The organism is Streptomyces sp. NPDC047315 (assembly GCF_040643215.1).
Taxonomy (GTDB): Bacteria; Actinomycetota; Actinomycetes; order Streptomycetales; family Streptomycetaceae; genus Streptomyces.
In genome coordinates, this window is sequence record NZ_JBEYTZ010000053.1 from 1 (window position 1) to 17,266 (window position 17,266).

The 17,266-nt window shown below is 71.1% G+C and carries 14 protein-coding genes; 6 read left to right on the forward strand and 8 right to left on the reverse strand.

Annotation, left to right across the window (positions count from 1 at the left end):
- Nucleotides 1-550: 550 nt before the first annotated feature.
- A complete protein-coding gene (locus ABZ842_RS36220; protein WP_361547155.1) occupies nucleotides 551-2,278 on the forward strand; it encodes a lysyl oxidase family protein in 1,728 nt (575 codons plus the stop codon).
- 131 nt (nucleotides 2,279-2,409) lie between these two features.
- On the opposite strand, the gene ABZ842_RS36225 is transcribed toward ABZ842_RS36220, so the two are convergent.
- Complete coding sequence (locus ABZ842_RS36225) at nucleotides 2,410-2,994, reverse strand: ATP-binding protein (RefSeq protein ID WP_361547158.1); 585 nt, start codon at nucleotides 2,992-2,994, stop codon at nucleotides 2,410-2,412.
- A 166-nt stretch (nucleotides 2,995-3,160) separates the two neighbouring features.
- Between ABZ842_RS36225 and ABZ842_RS36230 the strand changes: the two genes are divergently transcribed.
- Together ABZ842_RS36230 and ABZ842_RS36235 are read left to right on the forward strand one after the other, a co-directional pair.
- Nucleotides 3,161-3,397 (forward strand): DUF397 domain-containing protein, encoded by a 237-nt coding sequence (locus ABZ842_RS36230; protein WP_361547161.1) that lies wholly within the window; start codon nucleotides 3,161-3,163, stop codon nucleotides 3,395-3,397.
- An 86-nt stretch (nucleotides 3,398-3,483) separates the two neighbouring features.
- Complete coding sequence (locus ABZ842_RS36235) at nucleotides 3,484-4,404, forward strand: helix-turn-helix transcriptional regulator (protein WP_361547164.1); 921 nt, start codon at nucleotides 3,484-3,486, stop codon at nucleotides 4,402-4,404.
- A 69-nt stretch (nucleotides 4,405-4,473) separates the two neighbouring features.
- Here the strand turns inward: ABZ842_RS36235 and ABZ842_RS36240 are convergent, their stop codons facing one another.
- On the reverse strand, nucleotides 4,474-5,286 hold the full coding sequence (locus tag ABZ842_RS36240) for an SAM-dependent methyltransferase (protein ID WP_361547238.1): 813 nt from the start codon (nucleotides 5,284-5,286) through the stop codon (nucleotides 4,474-4,476).
- Between the two features lie 400 nt (nucleotides 5,287-5,686).
- Here ABZ842_RS36240 and ABZ842_RS36245 point away from each other — a divergent pair, with 400 nt between their 5' ends.
- Genes ABZ842_RS36245 through ABZ842_RS36255 form a run of 3 tightly spaced genes read left to right on the forward strand, consistent with a single transcriptional unit; the run spans nucleotide 5,687 to nucleotide 8,900 of the window.
- Nucleotides 5,687-6,736 carry an iron-siderophore ABC transporter substrate-binding protein gene (locus ABZ842_RS36245; protein WP_361547167.1) on the forward strand — a complete coding sequence of 350 codons (1,050 nt, stop codon included), beginning with the start codon at nucleotides 5,687-5,689 and terminating at the stop codon, nucleotides 6,734-6,736.
- A 14-nt stretch (nucleotides 6,737-6,750) separates the two neighbouring features.
- The gene (locus ABZ842_RS36250) at nucleotides 6,751-7,785 is read left to right on the forward strand and encodes an iron chelate uptake ABC transporter family permease subunit (RefSeq protein ID WP_361547170.1); all 1,035 of its coding nucleotides are present in this window, start codon (nucleotides 6,751-6,753) and stop codon (nucleotides 7,783-7,785) included.
- Complete coding sequence (locus ABZ842_RS36255) at nucleotides 7,782-8,900, forward strand: iron chelate uptake ABC transporter family permease subunit (RefSeq protein WP_361547173.1); 1,119 nt, start codon at nucleotides 7,782-7,784, stop codon at nucleotides 8,898-8,900. The genes ABZ842_RS36250 and ABZ842_RS36255 overlap by 4 nt, the downstream gene beginning before the upstream one ends.
- A gap of 69 nt (nucleotides 8,901-8,969) precedes the next feature.
- Here the strand turns inward: ABZ842_RS36255 and ABZ842_RS36260 are convergent, their stop codons facing one another.
- The 6 genes from ABZ842_RS36260 to ABZ842_RS36285 form a co-directional block, all read right to left on the reverse strand.
- The gene (locus ABZ842_RS36260; protein WP_361547176.1) at nucleotides 8,970-10,403 is read right to left on the reverse strand and encodes a glucoamylase family protein; all 1,434 of its coding nucleotides are present in this window, start codon (nucleotides 10,401-10,403) and stop codon (nucleotides 8,970-8,972) included.
- Nucleotides 10,404-10,567: 164 nt separating this feature from the next.
- Complete coding sequence (locus ABZ842_RS36265; RefSeq protein ID WP_361547179.1) at nucleotides 10,568-12,415, reverse strand: glycoside hydrolase; 1,848 nt, start codon at nucleotides 12,413-12,415, stop codon at nucleotides 10,568-10,570.
- A 106-nt stretch (nucleotides 12,416-12,521) separates the two neighbouring features.
- A complete protein-coding gene (locus ABZ842_RS36270; protein ID WP_361547182.1) occupies nucleotides 12,522-13,451 on the reverse strand; it encodes a carbohydrate ABC transporter permease in 930 nt (309 codons plus the stop codon).
- Nucleotides 13,448-14,413, reverse strand: a complete 966-nt coding sequence (locus ABZ842_RS36275) for a sugar ABC transporter permease (protein ID WP_361547185.1) — start codon at nucleotides 14,411-14,413, stop codon at nucleotides 13,448-13,450. Before ABZ842_RS36275 ends, ABZ842_RS36270 begins: the two co-directional genes overlap by 4 nt.
- A gap of 3 nt (nucleotides 14,414-14,416) precedes the next feature.
- Nucleotides 14,417-15,658, reverse strand: coding sequence for a sugar ABC transporter substrate-binding protein (locus tag ABZ842_RS36280; protein WP_361547188.1), 1,242 nt, complete (start codon nucleotides 15,656-15,658; stop codon nucleotides 14,417-14,419).
- A 352-nt stretch (nucleotides 15,659-16,010) separates the two neighbouring features.
- Nucleotides 16,011-17,069 (reverse strand): LacI family DNA-binding transcriptional regulator, encoded by a 1,059-nt coding sequence (locus ABZ842_RS36285; protein ID WP_361547191.1) that lies wholly within the window; start codon nucleotides 17,067-17,069, stop codon nucleotides 16,011-16,013.
- Between the last annotated feature and the right edge of the window lie 197 nt (nucleotides 17,070-17,266).

The following is a 17,266-nucleotide window of genomic DNA, read 5'->3' on the forward strand; positions in this document are numbered from 1 at the left end:
GTCGGCACGGGCCGGCCGGCCCGTGCCGACCGGGCGGGCGTCGGCCCGTGCGGTGTCGGCGACGGAGGCCGCCGCCGCGGCGGGGGCCATCAACAGCACGCTGCGGCGGCCGAGGGCCGGGCTCACTTCTGGCATGTCGCTACCCTGCCTGGTCAGTGGGGTGGGGTGGGGTCGGTCCCACTGTGCGGTGGACCGGGCGGATTGCCGGGGCGACACACGACGGCGGCCGGCCGTGATCGCTCGAATGATCGCGTCGGGCGGCCCCGCACCCGGGGACCGTCCACGTGCCGGCACAGAACTCCTCGGACCACTAGCACAGCTGGAGGTCTCCTTGAGGGCATTGGCATCACCACGACCTGAAGAGCGCCCTCACGGGCGGTTTCCGGACAACGATTGACGTTCTGCTCCGCACAGCCAACCCACAGCCTCGCGATGCTCTCTGGAGGGGTGGCCACGGATTCGCCGTCGGGCTCGACCGGCCGGGGGAAACGGCCCGTGCGCCGACCGACCGACCTGCCATGGTCGGTGACGCTCGTTTGAACGAGGGACAATGACCAGACATCACCGCGCACGACTGTGGCGCTCCGGGCTCGCCTCCGCGGCGGCCCTGACGGTGGCCGTGGGCATCACGGGGGCCTCTCCCGTGTCCCGGCCCGCCCCGGCGCAGCCCAAGCTGAACCTGATCGCCGCGTCCGACTCCGTGGTCCTCGATCGCTACGTGGGGGAACCCGGCGAGCCGTCCGGGGTCTATCTCGACCTCGGCACGTATCTCGCCGTCGAGGGACCGGCGTTGGAGTTCCGGGTGACGCGGGCGTCCTACAAGGACCCCGTGGTCGCCCGCCAGATCATCCGCAGCGGCGGCAAGACCGTCACCAAGACCCTGCCCAAAGGGCTCGTGAAGGACTTCTCCGGGCTGCCGGACTTCCTCCAGGTCACCCTCGCCGACTCGGCGGGCAAGGTGGTCGCCGCGCAGAAGGAAGCCTTCTGCCCCAACAACGCCGCCAGCCGGATCCGTCCCGACGGCCCGGCGAAGGCCAAGTTCCCGGAGAGCTGCCCCACCAACCCCTTCACCCTGGGGTCGGTCTGGGGGATCCAGCACGGCTGGGCCGCCAACACGTACGCGTCGTTCTACGGTGCGCCGCTGGACGTGCCGGACGGCCAGTACGCGGCGACGGTGTCGGTCACCAAGAAGTACCGCGACCTGCTCGGCATCCCCCACCAGCCGAAGAAGCTCAAGGTCACCGTGCGGACGCCGGCGCCGACCCCGTCGGGTGAGGGCGCACGCGCGTCGGCGGCCGGCGGGCACGGCTCCCACGGCACCGGCCACGCAGGACAGGGGAGCCACGGGGGTCACGGCGGGCACGGCGCGCCGAAGTCCACCCTCGGGCTCGGCCGCGCCCACCTCCAGGGCTACGGGGTCGACACCCCGGCTCCCCCGGCGCTGCCCTGGGCCCTGAAGAAGCAGGGTCTGAAGGCCGCGGCGAGCGGCGACGGCCCCGGGCGCACGGACGGCTCGCGCATCGCGCCGCCGCGGCAGCCGGCGGCCCAGCGACCGACCTCGCGCGCATCGGTGCCGGCGAACGTCCCCAAGCCCGACCTGCGGGCGCTGCCGGCCTGGGACATCTACATCTCCGCCGGCCCGGAGGGGGAGACGCCCGGTCGGGACCACCTCGCCTTCAGCAGCACCACCTGGAACGCGGGCCCCTCGCCGCTGGTCGTGGACGGCTTCCGGCAGCCCAACAAGGGCCTGATGGACGCCTACCAGTACTTCTACGACGCGAAGGGCAAGCAGGTCGGCTACGCGCCCACCGGCACCATGGAGTGGGACCCGCGCGAGGGCCACGTGCACTGGCACTTCACCGACTTCGCCGCGTACCGGCTGCTCAAGGCGGACCAGAGGGAGGTCGTGCGCAGCGACAAGGAGGCGTTCTGCCTGGTGAACACGGACGCCGTGGACTACACGGTGAAGAACGCCAACTGGCACCCGTTCGGCACCGACCTCGGCAGCGCGTGCGGTGAGGAGAACTCGATGTCGGTGCGGCAGTCGCTGGACGTCGGCTCGGGTGACACCTACGCCGGGTACCTGCCCGGTCAGACCTTCGACATCACGGACGTGCCCAACGGCACGTACTGGATCCAGATCGTCGCCAACCCCGACAAGCGGCTGAAGGAGACCGACCTGACGAACAACACGTCCCTGCGGAAGGTCGTCCTCGGCGGCAAGCCGGGCGCCCGGACGGTGACGGTGCCGCCGCACGAACTGATCACGTCCCGCTGACGCCGTGCGGGGCCGGCCGTGCCGAGCCCCGCGCCCGTCACCTTCAGGGCCCGGTCGCGCCGTCGGCGCGGCCGGGCCCTGCCGCTTCAGGGGCGGCGGACGGATCTTGCAAAATGGTTACGGCAGAAAGATCAAGGAAGCCCGGCAGGCAGGGGTAGGGCCGCCCAGACGGTCTTGCCGCGCGGCGGGGTCAGCTCCCAGGACCAGGACGTGCTCAGGGCCTCGATGAGCGCCAGACCGCGCCCGCCGAGCGCGCAGTCGTCCGCCGCGCGCAGGCACGGCGGGCGGGAGCTGGGGTCGGTGACCGCACAGACCAGGTCGCCGGGGTTCAAGAAGATGCCGAGCCAGACCGGGTAGTCCCCCGTCTCCCACGCCGTGGGGTCCAGGGCGTGCTGGACGGCGTTGGTGACGAGTTCGCTCACGACCAGTTCCGCATCGGGCACGAGCCGGTCGAGCGCCCAGCCGCTGAGGGTCGAGGCGACGAAGCGGCGCGCCTGCGGTGCGTTCCGCAGGCGTCCGTCGAGGCCGCACGCGGCGAACCCGGAGGGAGTGGGGCCGGGGGCCGACAGGCCGGACGGGACGTCCTCGCGCCGCCCCCAGGAGGGGCCGACCGACGGGGCCGCCCCCGACGCCCGTGCCGATCCGGTCCTGGCTTCGTCGGTCAGGCCCGGGGTGCGGGCGCTCCTGGCCGATGAGACTGACGCATGGGTCGTCACAGATCATGTCCCCCTGGACATCAGGCACGTTGACACTCTGTCAGCAGCCACCGTCTGAGTATGTCGAGTGCACTCGGCGAATGCAATTGCATCTGGGATTGCATTCGAGATTGCATTCGGTGGAGAGTGGTGGGGAAGAACCCGCCGCAGGAAAGGGGCTGTTGCAGTGGCACAGGTCTACAACGGCATCTCGGCGACCGCGCTGGACGCCGTGACATGGACGAAGAGCAGTCACAGCAATGCGACCGGCAACTGCGTGGAGCTCGCCGGACTCCCGGACGGCTCCGTCGCGATCCGCAACTCCCGGGATCCGCAGGGCCCCGCGCTGATCTACACGCGCGACGAGGTGGTCGCGTTCCTCGCCGGAGCCCGGGGTGGCGATTTCGACGCGGTCGTCGGCTGAAAACCGTCATCCGAACACCCGCACCCTGCCGGGCGGACCGGCCTTGGTGAATACTGGCGTTTTCCCCGCTTCCGCAGGAGCGCCTGATGGCTGCAGTCGAGCCGCATCGATCGTTGTTCGCCCGACCACTGGGGGCGGTGGAGAAGAACCCCACCGCCTTGAAGTTGATCCTCGGCGGCAAGCTGCGTGAGCTGCGCACGGCCGCCGGGCTCGACCCGGCCGACGTGGACCGTCGCCTCGGGTTCTCGCGTTCGAAGACCAGTCGGATCGAACTGGGCAGGCACGGCTGCAAGCGCGCCGACGCCCTGGCCTTCCTCCAGCTGTACGGGGTGACGGACGAGGGCGTCGTCGACGAGTTCATCCGGCTGGTCGAGCAGTCGCACCGGCCCGACTGGTGGCACTCGTTCAGCGACGTGCTGTCGGGGTTCTTCCAGCCGCTGGTCGCCCTGGAGGGCGCGGCCGAGCGCATCCGCACGTACGAGCCGTTCTACGTGCCCGGGCTGCTCCAGGTCCCCGCGTACACGCATGCGGTGATCAAGGCCGGGCCGGGACGGCTGCTGCCGCACGAGGCGGTGCGGCGGGTGGAGTTGCGCCAGGAGCGGCAGCACCAGCTCGACCAGTCGGACGCACCGCGGCTGTGGGCGATCATCGACGAGTCGGTGCTGTTGCGCACGGTCGGCGGCCCGGAGGTCATGCGGACGCAGGTGGAGCACCTGCTCGCGATGATGGAGCGCCCGCGGATCACGTTGCAGATCGCTCCGCTGGACGTGTCGGCGGCGGTGGGCGTGGGCACCGGCGTGACGTTCCTCAGGTTCGCGCTCGGCGACCTCAAGGACGCCGTGTACATCGAGCACCTGATGGACTCCACCTTCAGCCAGAAGCCGTCGATGGTGGAGGAGTACCGGAACATGCTGGACCGGCTCGGGGCCTGTGCGCTCACGCCGGTGGAGTCGGCGAAGGTACTGCGCAAGCACCTCGACGCGCTGCGCGGGCCGCAGTCGGCGTGACCGCGGCCCGCGGGCGGTGCTGACGCCGGCCCCCTTGGACCGTTGGGCCGGCGTCAGCCGGGGTGGGCGTCAGCCGATGCGGGCGACGCCGCCCCACTCGATCCACTCGTCGGTCTGCTGCACCGGCGCGAGGTCGTTGTCCGGACGCCAGGTGGAGACCTCCACGAGGCCCGGCTCCAGCACTTCGAGGCCGTCGAGGTAGGCGGCGACCTCCTCCTGCTCACGCACCCGACCCCAGTTCCCACCGGTGGCCTCGGCCATGAAGTCGGTGACGCCCTTGCGGATCTCGGGGCGTTCGCTGACCAGTTGGCACACGACCAGGAAACTGCCCGGGACGAGCCGCTCGGCCACGCGTCGGACCAGGGCCCCCGGGTCGCTCTCGTCCGGGATGCAGTGCATGACCGAGACGAAAAGGGCCGCGACGGGTTGGCTGAAATCAATCAGCCGCTTCGTCTCCTCGTGGCCGAAGATCTCGTCGGTGTCGCGCATGTCGGCCTGGATGACCGCGGTGCGCTCGTTCTCGTCGAGCAGGGCGCGGCCGTACGCGAGCACGATCGGGTCGTTGTCGACGTAGACGACCCGGGAGGCGGGGTCCACGGCCTGGGCGACCTGGTGGACGTTGTCCTGGGTGGGCAGGCCGGAGCCGTGGTCGACGAACTGGCGGATGCCGTAGTCCTGGGCGAGCACGCGCACCACGCGCTGGAGGAAGCGGCGGTTGTTGACCGCGAGCACCTTGGTGCTGGGGACCTGCTTGAGCAGTTCCTCGCTGGCGATGCGGTCCGACTCGTAGTTGTCACTGCCCCCCAGGTAGTAGTCGTACATCCGTGCCACGCTCGGCACCGTCGTGTCGATGGCGTCGGGGCGCCACGACTCCTCTTGCATCCAGTACTCACCCGTGTCAGTCGATAGCATGAGCTGTAAGGCGCCCATGCTAAGGAGCGTGACGACGCCGGTACAGTCCGTTGACGCGGCAACTCCCTTACCAGCGCGCTTTTCAGCCAGATCGTCAGAGACTCTGGCCGACTTCGATGGATGGCTTCGACGCCACCCGAAGGCGGCGCCACCGCGTCGCACTCTCTCCAGGCGCGACCGTCGGTCGGCGACTGACCTGCACCCTTGGCGCCCATCGAGCTTCCGCGCACACCGCCGTCGGACGGGCTTGCCGGAATGAAATCTGGCCACGGTTGAACATCAAGACGACATTAGCTTAGGCTTGCCTAACTCGATCGGGGGCTTGACATCGGTCGACGCTCTTGCCACACCACACTCTTGAGGAACATCCATGCTCGGGTTCACCCGCACGCGTCGGCGCGTGCTCGCCGCCGCGGCCACCGCAGTCGCCGTCGTCCTCACCGTCGGCGGCTGCTCGTCGGAGAGCGACGGCGACAAGGAGTCCGCCGGCTCCTCCGGCAAGGGCGGCGGCGCGTTCCCGGTCTCCATCAAGAGCGCCCTCGGGACCGCGGAGATCAAGAAGGAGCCGAAGCGGATCGTCACCCTCGGCCAGGGCTCGGCCGAGACCGCGATCGCGCTCGGCACGACCCCCGTCGGCGTGGAGGGCTACCCCTGGGGCAGCGACAAGACCGGCTACCTGCCGTGGATCCACGAGGCCGTGACGAAGAAGGGTGACAAGCTCCCCAAGCAGTTCACCGGCGGCGAGGAGCTGGACACCGAGGCCATCCTCGAACTCGACCCCGACCTGATCCTCGCCCCCTGGTCGGGCATCACGCAGAAGCAGTACGACGTCCTGAAGGACATCGCCCCCACGGTCGCCTACCCGGACCTGCCGTGGAGCACCAACTGGGACCAGCAGATCGACGTCATCGCCAAGGCGATGGGCAAGCCCGCCGAGTCGAAGAAGCTGGTCTCCACCATCGAGAAGCAGCTGGCCGACGCCGCCGCGACACGCCCCGGCTACAAGGACCTGAAGTTCTCCTACGTCTACAACACCGGCCCCGGCACCCTCGGCGTCTTCAAGCCCGAGGAGCAGCGGGTCAAGATGGTCTCCTCGCTCGGCCTCACCGTCGACCCGGTCGTCAACCAGTTCCCGGAGACCAAGGGCACCGACTCCGCGCTGATCGGCCTGGAGAACGCCGGCAAGCTCAAGGACAGCGACCTCATCTTCACCTTCTACACCGACGAGAAGAACCGCAAGGAGATCGAGTCGCAGCCGCTGTACGCCGGCATCCCCGCGGTCAAGAAGGGCGCCGTGGTCGTCGGCGACAGCAACTCCTTCGTGACCGCCTCCTCGATCATCAACCCGCTGACCGTGCCGTGGACGATCGACCGGTACCTGCCGCTGATCGACAAGGCCGTCGCCGCTGCCGGCAAGTAGGACTCCACAGCCAGATGGCCACGATCACCAAGGCTCCGCCGCGCGGCGCCTCCCGTCAGGGGGGCGCCGCCCGGCGCGTTCTCGGCGTGTGCGGAGGACTCGTCCTCCTCGCGCTCGCCCTGTTCGCCAGTGTCATGTTCGGCAGTCGTACGACGTCTTTCGGCGACGTGGTCGACGTGCTGTCGGGGACGGCCGACGCCCAGCTCACCGCGGTCGTCGAGAGCCGCTACCCACGGACCGCGCTCGGCGCGCTTGCGGGGCTCGCCCTCGCCGTCGCCGGCACCCTGATGCAGGGCGTGACCCGCAATCCGCTCGCCGAGCCGGGACTGCTCGGCATCAACGCGGGCGCCTCCGCCAGCATCGTGACCGCGACCGCCTTCTGGGGCGCGAGCGGAAGCACCGCCGCCATGTGGTGGGCGCTGCCGGGCGCGCTGCTCGCCGGCGTGCTCGTCCAGGCGATCGGCTCCACCCGCTCCGGCCGCAGCCAGGTCCGCCTGGTGCTGGCCGGCGCGGTGCTCTCGGCCGTGCTGATGGCGTTCATCCAGGCCGTCACCCTCACCAAGCCGCAGGTGTTCGACAGCTACCGGTACTGGGTCGTCGGTGCGCTCGGCGGCCGGGACGTGGACGTCTTCTGGTCGATGGTCCCCTTCGCAGGTGCCGGGCTGCTGCTCGCGCTGGTGCTGGGCCACAGCCTGAACGCGCTGGCGCTCGGCGACGCCACGGCCGCCTCCCTCGGGGCCAACCCGTGGGTGGTGCGCGGCGGCGGGCTCCTCGCGGCGACGCTGCTCAGCGCCTCGGCGACCGCGGCGGTGGGCCCGATCGCCTTCGTCGGGCTCGCCGTGCCGCACGTGGTGCGGGCCGTCGTCGGCGTGGACTTCCGCTGGCAGATCGCCTTCGCCTGCATCGCCGGGCCGGCGCTGCTGCTGATCGCGGACGTCGTGGGACGGGTGGTGATGCGTCCGCAGGAGCTGATGGTCGGCGTGGTGACCGCGTTCGTCGGCGCTCCCGCCCTGCTGGTGGCCGTCCGTCGGATGAGGGGGAACGCATGAGTGGCACGCGTGATGCGGCACGGGCAGTCGAGCGCCCGGCCACCGCGGGGCGCACCGGGCGGGCGCCGGCCGTGCGGACCGGCTCGCCGCGGATCGTGCTGCGTCTCGGCCCGGCCGTGGCGCTGCCCGTGCGGCGCGCCTCGCTGCTGACCGCGCTCGCCCTGCTGCTGATGATCGTCGCCGCGTCGGCTGCGACGCTGTCGTTGGGGCGGCTCGGCATTCCGCTCGCGGAGTTGGGGAGCGCGCTCAGCGGCGCGGCCGAGGGCCGCGACGCGTTCGTACTGGAGCGGCTGCGCGGCCCCCGGCTGGTGGTGGCGCTCGGCACCGGCTGTGCGCTCGGGCTGTCCGGTGCCCTGTTCCAGTCGGCCACCCGCAACCCGCTGGGCAGCCCCGACGTCATCGGGGTCGCCGCCGGGGCCGGCGCCGGTGCGGCGATGGTCGCGCTCTTCCTGCCCGCCACGGTGCCGGTCGCGCTCGGTGCGCTGGTCGGCGCCGTGCTGGCGATGGTCCTCGTGTACCTCTCCACGGGCACCGGGTTCCGCAATCCGGCCCGGTTGGTGGTCGCGGGCATCGGGGTCGCGGCGATCTGCCAGGCGATGACGCAGTACGTGGTGTACGCCATGGAGCGCGACAACGCCTCCGCGCTGACCGCGTACGTCAACGGCAGCCTGTCGTCGCGGTCGTGGCAGGACGCCACCACCATCGGGCTGGTGCTGCTGGTCGCGGTGCCGCTGACGGCGGCGCTGGGGCGCCGGTTGAACGTCGGAGAGATGGGCGACGACATCGCGCAGGGGCTCGGGTCCGAGCCCAAGCGCACCAAGTCGCTGGCCGTGCTGCTGGCGATCGTGCTGTCCGCGGGGGCCGTCGCGGTCGCGGGCCCGATCGCCTTCGTCGCCCTGACCGCGCCGCAGATCGCGAAGCGGCTCACCGGGGTGACGGGCCCGCACCTGCTGCTGTCGGGGCTCACCGGCGCGCTGCTGCTGGTCCTCGCCGATCTGGCCGCCCAGCAGCTGCCGCTGTTCGAGAACCTGCCCGTCGGCATCTACACGATGGCGATCGGCGGGGTCTACCTCGGGGTGCTGCTGTTGCAGGAGCGTCGTCGCGGCAGGCTGTGACGCCCGGGTGCGCGCGAGGGGCCGCGGCTGCACCGGCAGCCGCGGCCCCTCGTCCGTGCCGTTCGCACCTCAGATGCTGAAGCGCTCCTTGGCCAGCAGCGGCTTCACGCGGGCGGCGAACCCGCCGGTGCGGAAGGGGCGCTGGAGCAGCCCGGGCCGCAGCTCCTGGGCGAGCGCTGCCGCGATCATGCCCTGGTCGAGGGCGAGGACGTAGTCGCTGACGCGGCCCGTGCGCACGTTCACCGAGTCCCGGAAGCCGTATCCGTCGTGGTAGGCGCCGAAGTCACGGGCGAGGGCCTTGAGGTTGGCGACTGCTTCGGAGCGGGCGTACGGGAGGGCGAGCATCGCCGCGTGCGGGGTGACGACCCCGCTGGACTGGTAGCCCTCGATCTGCATGCCGATGGCGTCGACGCCGTACTCGCGGTAGCCGCCCTCGGGGACGTTGGACGGGGAGAAGCCCCAGTAGCCGTAACCCTCCTCCACCGTCCCGTGCTCGATCTGGGAGCGCACGTACCGCTGGTGCGTCAGCCCCCAGGAGCGGCGGGCCCACTCGGGCTCCGGGACGAACAACGGCACCATCAGCGCCTCGAACATGGAGCCGCCCCAGGAGGGGACGAGCTTGCGTCCGCGGTGGGTGTAGTGGCCGTTGAAGAGGCGGACGCCGTCGACGGTGGTGTACGAGCCGCCGGGCGCCTGCTCCTGGCCGTGCTCGGGGAGCATGGTGCGCAGCAGGTGCCAGTAGTGGTCGCCGGGGAGCGAGCCGTCGGCGATGCCCAGGTAGCTCGCCATCCTCGGTTCGGTGTTCAGGGCGCCGTAGTGGTGCCCGGTCGGCTCGCCGGTGTCGGTCCAGAAGCCGCCGCGGAGCTGGCCGGGGCCCTTGACCGGGTCCGCGGGGTCGTAGGGGGTGTAGTAGTACGACCAGTCCGCGGTGGCGAGGATCCGTCGGACGCGGCTGCCGAGCCGCGGCGAGGCGTCGGCGGCGATGCGCAGCCCGACGACGAGCCAGGCGTTGTCGACGGAGGAGAGGAAGGGGCGGACCGGTGCGCCGGTCTCCGGCCAGGTGGTGAGGACGGAGCCGTCGTAGGAGTCGTACCAGTTCACCCAGAAGCCGTGGAAGCGCTCCAGCTTCTCGACCGCGGTGACCATGTGGTCGAGCCGGCGGTGCATGGTCGCGCGGTCGATGACGCCGAGGCCGCCCGCGGCGGCGGTGGACCACAGGCCGCAGCCGATGTTGGTGGGCGAGGTGTTGCGGGAGGGCACGGGGCGGCCGGGCCGGCTGAGGTCGGCCTTGTCGGCGGTGAGGCCGAAGTCCGTGGTCAGGGCTTCGATCGAGCGGTAGGTGTCGCGGAACCAGGTGTGCAGCAGCCCGGTGTCACCGCCGTGGGCGCCGCGGGCGCCCGAGGTGTCGGCGGCAGCGGTCGGCGCGGTCACCGCGGGCAGGGCCAGGGCGGCGGCCCCTCCTCCCGCGACGGTCAGCAGCGTACGACGGTCGAGACGTGCCATGGGTATCCAGCTCCCGGTGGTGGATGCGGGGGTGTGGAGGTGACGCGGTGGAGCGGGGGGTGGCATGGGGCGCGGGGGCCGTCGGCATAGAGACTACGACGGCCCCGCGCGGCTGGGGAGGCCGGCGGCGGGCCCGCCGCCGCCGTCAGGGCCTGTCTTACGGGTCAGGAGCGGGCGACGCGCAGGTGCCGGATGCCCGGGTTCGGCAGCTCGACGGTGAGGGTGAGGCGGCCGTCGGCGTCGGCGGTGTGCGTGCCGAGGTCCTCCTTCGGCAGTCGGTCGGCCGCGCGCAGCGCCGCCCACTGCTCGGCGTCGGGCCAGTCGCCGCCGCCCATCTCGTTCCACACGGCCTGGATGTTGCCGTGCTGCTCGTCGACCCGGTGCGAGGTCACGGCGTGGGCGGCGCCGGGCTCGAGGCCGGTGAGGGTGACGGCGGTCCGACGGTCCAGCGCGGACGCCCCGGCGACCTTCGACTGGTCGAGGGTGCCGTTCCACAGCAGGACGTCGAGCGAGGAGGAGTCCTCCGTACGCGTCGCGAGGCACTCGACGAGCGCTTCCGCGCCGTCCCCGGTGACCTGCGCCGGGATGCGTCCGCCGGCGAGCAGGGTGAGCAGCCGCAGCGCCCAAAAGCGCGGCTTGCGCAGATTGCCGACGGTCAGCAGGCCGAAGCCGCCGTGGAAGAGGCGGGGCGCCCAGCCCAGCTCCTCGAACTGGTCGGAGGCGACCCAGTAGGCGAGGCAGTCGGTGGAGGAGAGGGCGCTCTTCATGCCGCGCAGGACGAAGGGGGCGGCGAAGACGGAGTCGCTGACGGGGTGGAAGTGGGTGGGGGTGACGCCCCACTCGGTCCACAGGATCTCCGGCTCCGGCTTGCCGGTGGCCTCGGCGAACGCCCGCGTCATGGGGCGGAAGTCCAGCGGGGCGTTGCCGTAGGTGTGGGTGGAGACGAAGTCGACGGGCACGTCGTGCTTGCGGCAGTGTTCGAGCAGGGCGCCGACCCAGCCGGCCGCGGCGGAGGACGGTCCGCCGACCCGGATGCGGTCGTCGACGTCCTTCACGGCGGCGACCGCGATCTCGTACAGCCGGTGGTAGTCATCCTGGGTGCCGTTCCAGAAGACCTCCAGGTTGGCCTCGTTCCACACCTCGAACTCCCAGCCGGCGACCTCGTCGCGGCCGTAGCGCTCCTGGAGGTGGACGGTCAGGGCCCGGCACAGCTCGCCCCAGCGCTCCCAGTCTCGGGGGACGGACACCTGCGCCTTGTAGTCGAAGACGGTGTAGTCGGGGTCGGCGGTGAGTTCCTTCGGCATGAAGGAGAGCTCCACGACGGGCTTGAGGCCGGTGGCGAGGAAGCGGTCGTAGACGGCGTCGAGCCCGGAGAAGTCGAAGGAGCCGTCGGGGTTGACGGTGACGGTCTCCGGCAGGAAGGTGCCGTGGGCGCGGACCGTGCGCACCTCCAGTTCGTCCCGGACGATGCCCAGGGCTTCGGCGTACTCGGCGGCGACATCGGAGCCGCCGGGGCCGGGGCGGTCCCACACCAGCAGCGAGAAGTGCTCGGCGCCGATCATGCGGTTCCACACCCGGGGCAGCTCGGTGGTGGGCGCGGACGCGTCGACGGCGACGGCGACCTCGGCCGGGCCGTCGCCCGGGGCCAGGGCGCGGGCGCTGACGACGTCGGACAGCGCGCCGGCGCCGTCCTCGGACCAGGTGGCGACGGCGTAGTGGTAGTCGCGGCCGGGCTCGACGAGCGTGTCGGCGTACGGGGGGTGGGGCACGGCGAGCACGTCGCCGCCGAGGTGGTCGAGCGGTTCGAAGGGGCCGTTCGGGTCGTCGGCTCGGTGGACGAGGTAGCCGATGGCGCCGTCGACGGGCGCCCAGTCGAGCAGGACGAGCCCGGTGCCGCTGGTGGCGAGGAGCCCGCCCGGCGGGGGCAGTTCCCCGGCGCCGGTGAGCCGGGCGTCGCTGGGCTTGCCGATGCGGGAGTCCCAGTCGGCGTGGGCGGCGGACTTTTCGGTCATCACAGTGCAGACCTCTTCATCAGGGGCATGGCGGCGGGCGCCGCCGTGAGGGGGGTGGGAGCTGGGTGCCCGAAGGGGGCGAAGGGCGAGGGGAGAGGGGCGGCGGCTACTTCAGGCCGGCCGTCGCGATGCCCTGGGTGAAGTGCCGCTGGAGCACGGCGAAGACCAGCAGGACGGGCAGGACCACCAGGAAGGAGCCGGCCATCAGGACGCCGTTGGCGCCGTTGGCCCGGTTGGGGTCGGTGGCGAAGGTCGCCAGCGCCACCGGCAGGGTGTACTTGTCGGGGTCGTTGGTGGCGATCAGCGGCCACACGAAGTTGTTCCACGACTGCAGGAAGGTGAGGATCGCCAGGGTCGCCAGGGCGGGCTTCACCAGCGGCATCACGATCCGCCAGAAGATGTACCACTCCCCCGCGCCGTCCAGCCGGGCCGCCTCCAGCAGCTCGTCGGGGACGGACAGCATGAACTGGCGCATCAGGAAGACCCCGAAGGCGCCGGCGGCGAACGGCAGCACGAGCCCCGCGTACGAGTCGATCAGCTGCATCTTGCTCATCAGGACGAACAGGGGCAGCAGCATCAGGTTGCCCGGCACCATCAGTGCACCGAGCACCAGGCCGAAGACCTTGTTGCGGCCCGCGAACTCCAGCTTCGCCAGGGCGTAGCCGAGCATCGAGCAGAACACCAGGTTCGAGACGGTGACCAGGGTGGCGACGACGACGGAGTTGAGGAAGTACTTCGGCAGGTCGAGCAGGTCCAGCAGGTCGCGGAAGTTCGACAGGGTCCACTCGGTGGGGATCCACACGGGCGGGCTGGCGGCCAGTTCGGGCTTGGTCTTGAAGGCGGAGAGCGCCATCCACAGGAAGGGGGCGGCCATCAGGACCAGGCCCACGCCGAGCAGCAGGTAGGCGGCGGGCTTCTTCAGCCGCTCCCCCGCCCGTCGCGGCACGGGCTGCGTCGGCGGCGGCGTCCCCTGCGTCGACCGCGTCGACCGCGTCGACTGCTGGACGGGCGTCTTCATCGGTGCGGTGCCGCTCATTTCGTGTTGTCCTTCAGCAGACGCAACTGGAGCACCGTGACCCCCATGATCACCACGAACAGCACGTACGCCATGGCGCTCGCGTAACCCATGTGGAAGAAGCTGAAGCCCTCCCGGTACATGTTCAGGGAGACGGTGAGGGTGCTGTTGGAAGGCCCCCCGTTGGTCATCACGAACGGCTCCTCGAAGACGTTGAGGTAGCCGATGGTGGTGATGACGGTGGCGTACAGCAGCGTGGGCCGCAGCAGGGGCACCGTGATGGTGCGGAACTCCTGCCACGCTCCGGCGCCGTCCAGCCGGGCCGCCTCCCGCACCTCGGTGGGGATGGACTGGAGGCCGGCGATGAACAGCACCATGACGGTGCCGAGGTTGCGCCAGATCGCCATGGTGATCAGGGAGGGCATCGCCAGGGTCTCGGAGCCGAGGAAGTCGGGCGCGCTCGCGCCGAACTCGGCGAAGACGCCGGCGATCAGGCCGTCGGCCGGGTCGAGGACGAAGCGCCAGACGACCGCGATCGCCACGATGCTGGTGACGACGGGCGCGTAGAAGCCGATCCGGAAGAAGGTGCGCATCCGGTCGATGCCGTTGTTCAGCAAGGCCGCGACGACCAGTCCGGCGCCGATGGTCAGCGGCACGCCGACGACGACGAAGTACGCCGTGTTGAAGAGCGACTTGAGGAACTTCTCGTCCTCGAAGAGCTTGGTGTAGTTCTCGAAGCCCACGAACTTCGCGGAGAACGGATCCGTGACGTTGCGCAGGCCGAAGTCGGTGAAGCTCATCACCAGGGTGGCGATGATCGGCATCGCCATGAAGACGGCGAACAGCACGAGGAAGGGCGTGGAGAACAGCCAGCCCGCCAGGTGGTGCACGCCCGCGCGGCGCCGCCCCGGGCCCGGCCGGGGCGCGGCGGAAAGCGCCGCGCCCGGCGGGGTCTTGGCGGCCGTTTCGGTGACCGTGCCCATGGCTCATCCCACCAGCGGGGCGGTCTCGGACTGCATCTTCTTCGCGGCCTGCTCGGGCGTGGCCTTGCCCTGGGTGACCGACTCGATCGCCTCGTCGATCTTCGAGCCGATCTCGGCCCACTTGGCGAGCGCCGGAATGGCCTTGGCGCTCTCCAACTGGGTGCGGAAGACCTTGGCCATCGGGTCGGTGGCGAGCTTGCCCTGGTCCCAGGCGGCCTTGTTCGCCGGCAGATCGGTGGTGCGCTCGTACCAGTCGGCCTGGGTCGCCGGCTCGCTGAGGTGGGCGATGAAGTCGGCGGCTGCGGCCTTGTGCTCGCTGTCCTTGGAGACCACGAGGCTGGAGCCGCCCGCCCAGGAGGTGGAGGAGGCGCCGGCCGGCAGCGGGGCCGCGGCCCACTTGCCCTTGAGCTCCGGCTGGTTCTCGGCGATGTTGGTGGACTGCCAGGGGCCGGAGAGGAACATCGGGACGCTGCCGTTGCCGAAGTCCTTCACCACGTCGTAGCCGGGCTGGACGCTCTTCTTCGCCAGGCCCTTGTCGAAGTAGGCGCCGTACTCCTTCAGGGCGGTGACCGCGGCCTCGCTGTCGAGCGCGGGCTTGCCGTCCTTCGTCAACTCGCCGCCGGCCGAGTAGAAGAACGGCAGCCAGTTCTGCCAGGCGTCGAGGTTGTAGGGCTGGAGCGAGATGCCCCAGGTGGTGTCGGCCTGCTTCTGGTACGCGGTGGCGAGCGCGGACAGCTCGGCCCAGGTCGCCGGGGGCTTGGTGATGCCGGCCTGCTCGGCGAGGTCGGTGCGGTAGTACAGGACGCGGGCCTCGGTGTACCAGGGGACGCCGTACGCCTTGCCGTCGACGACGTTGCCGTCCCAGGACGCGGCGAAGAAGTCGTCCTTCTTGAACTTCGCGGTGTCCACCGGCTCCAGGACGCCGAGTTCGGCGAACTCGCCCATGAAGGTGCTGCCCATCTGCGCCACGTCCGGCAGCTTGCCGGCAGCGGCGGCGGAGACCAGCTTCTGGTGCGCGACGTCCCAGCCGACCGGGGTCACCTTGACGGTGATGTGGGGGTTCTTCTTCTGGTACTCGGCGGCGACCGCGCCCAGCTTCTCGCCCTCGGTGCCCATGGCCCAGACGGTCAGGGTCTGTTTCTCGTCGGCCGCCACGTCGGAGCCGCCCGAACCACCGCACGCCGAGAGGGAGAGCACGGCCGCGAGTACGAGGGCGGCCGAGGCTTTTCCGGTGGTGCGGTGCATGGGGCTCCTCCTTGAGCGTCCGGCATCGTCGCCGGGATGTATGCGCTGCCTGTAAGCGCATACATCACCCTGCGCCAGCCCTTGGACATTCGCAAGAACCCTTGGGATAACGCTTGCGTAACGGCGCCGTCATCTCGACGCCCCCTCACCGCACGCTAGGCCGGGGTGTTTGCGAACCGAAAGTGAATGTGTCCAATTCCGCTTTTGTCGGCCCGGCGGGAAGCCTCAGCGCGCGGAAAAGCCCCCTGCCCCGGCTCGTCGGAGCCGGGGCAGGGGGCGGAGGGGACGGAGATGGTTCGAAAGGCGCCCTCAGGGGGACCGCGCCGCGGGCCCTCAGTCGGGGTGCGTCACCTCAGGCGGGGTCCTGAGCGGGGCACCCGCAACTGGCGCGGCGCACCAACTCGACGGGCAGCATCAGCGAGACCGGGTCCCGCTCGCGCGCTCCGAGCCGTCGTACGAGCAGGTCCACGGCCTCCTCCCCGAGCCGCCGCATGGGCTGGCGCACCGTCGTCAGCGCCGGCCGCACCATCCGCCCGAGCGGGATCCCGTCGAACCCCACGACCGCGAGGTCCTCGGGCACCCGCACCCCGCGCCGCTCCAGCGCGTGCAGGGCGCCGATGGCCATCTGGTCGTTGGCGAACAGCAGCGCCTGCGGGCGCTCCCCGGGCCGCTCCAGCAGCGCCTCGGCGGCCCGCGCCCCCTCGGCCTGGGTCATCATCTCGACCCGTACGGCCGGTTCGTCGGGCACCGGGAGGCCGGCCTCCCGGCACGCCTCGCGGAAGCCGGCGAAGCGCGCTTCGGCGTCCGGCGAGTCCCGCTCCCCTCCGACGAAGGCGAGCCGGCGCAGCCGGTGGTCGCGCACCAGGTGGCGGGCGAGTTCGCGTTCGCCGTCGAAGTTGGCCACCTCGATGTGGTCCAGGTGGTCGATCTCGCGCGGCCCGGCCAGCATCACCACCGGAAGTCGGCGCGAGATGACCTCCAGGTCCTCGGTGGGGACGGTGCGGGCCAGCACCGCGAAGGCGTCGACGCGCCCGGCGACCTGCTCCACCAGGCTGCGCGGCCCGCCCTCCAGCGAGGCGGCGATCAGCAGGGCGTAGCCGTGACGGCGGGCCGCGCGTTCCATGCCGCGGATGATCTGGTCCGAGTAGAGCACGGCCGCGTCGTCGTCGACGGCGTCCGCCTCCGCGTCCGGGTCGGCGTAGTCGGGGAAGCACAGCCCGAGGACGCCGGTCGACCGGCTGGCCAGCCCGCGGGCGCTGCCGCTCGGCACGTACCCCAGCTCCCGGGCGGCTTCCATGACGCGGTCCCGGGTCTGGGCGCGTACGGAGTCGGGGTTCCGATAGACCCGCGACACCGTCGCGATGGAGACGCCCGACTTCTCGGCGACGTCGTACACAGTGGGGGCGCTCACCCGACCGACCGTCCGCTTCTTCTGTCTCGTGATGCGTTTGCTGATGCACTATGAAAGCGCATTCACCCTAGGTCGACCGGCTGCGCCAGAGCAAGGGCCGCCCTGGTCGACGCCACATATCGGCCCATCGCTGCGGCACTTTTCGGCCATCCTGATGTCGCGTACGGCTAGGTCCGACGGCCTGCGGACGCCCCGAT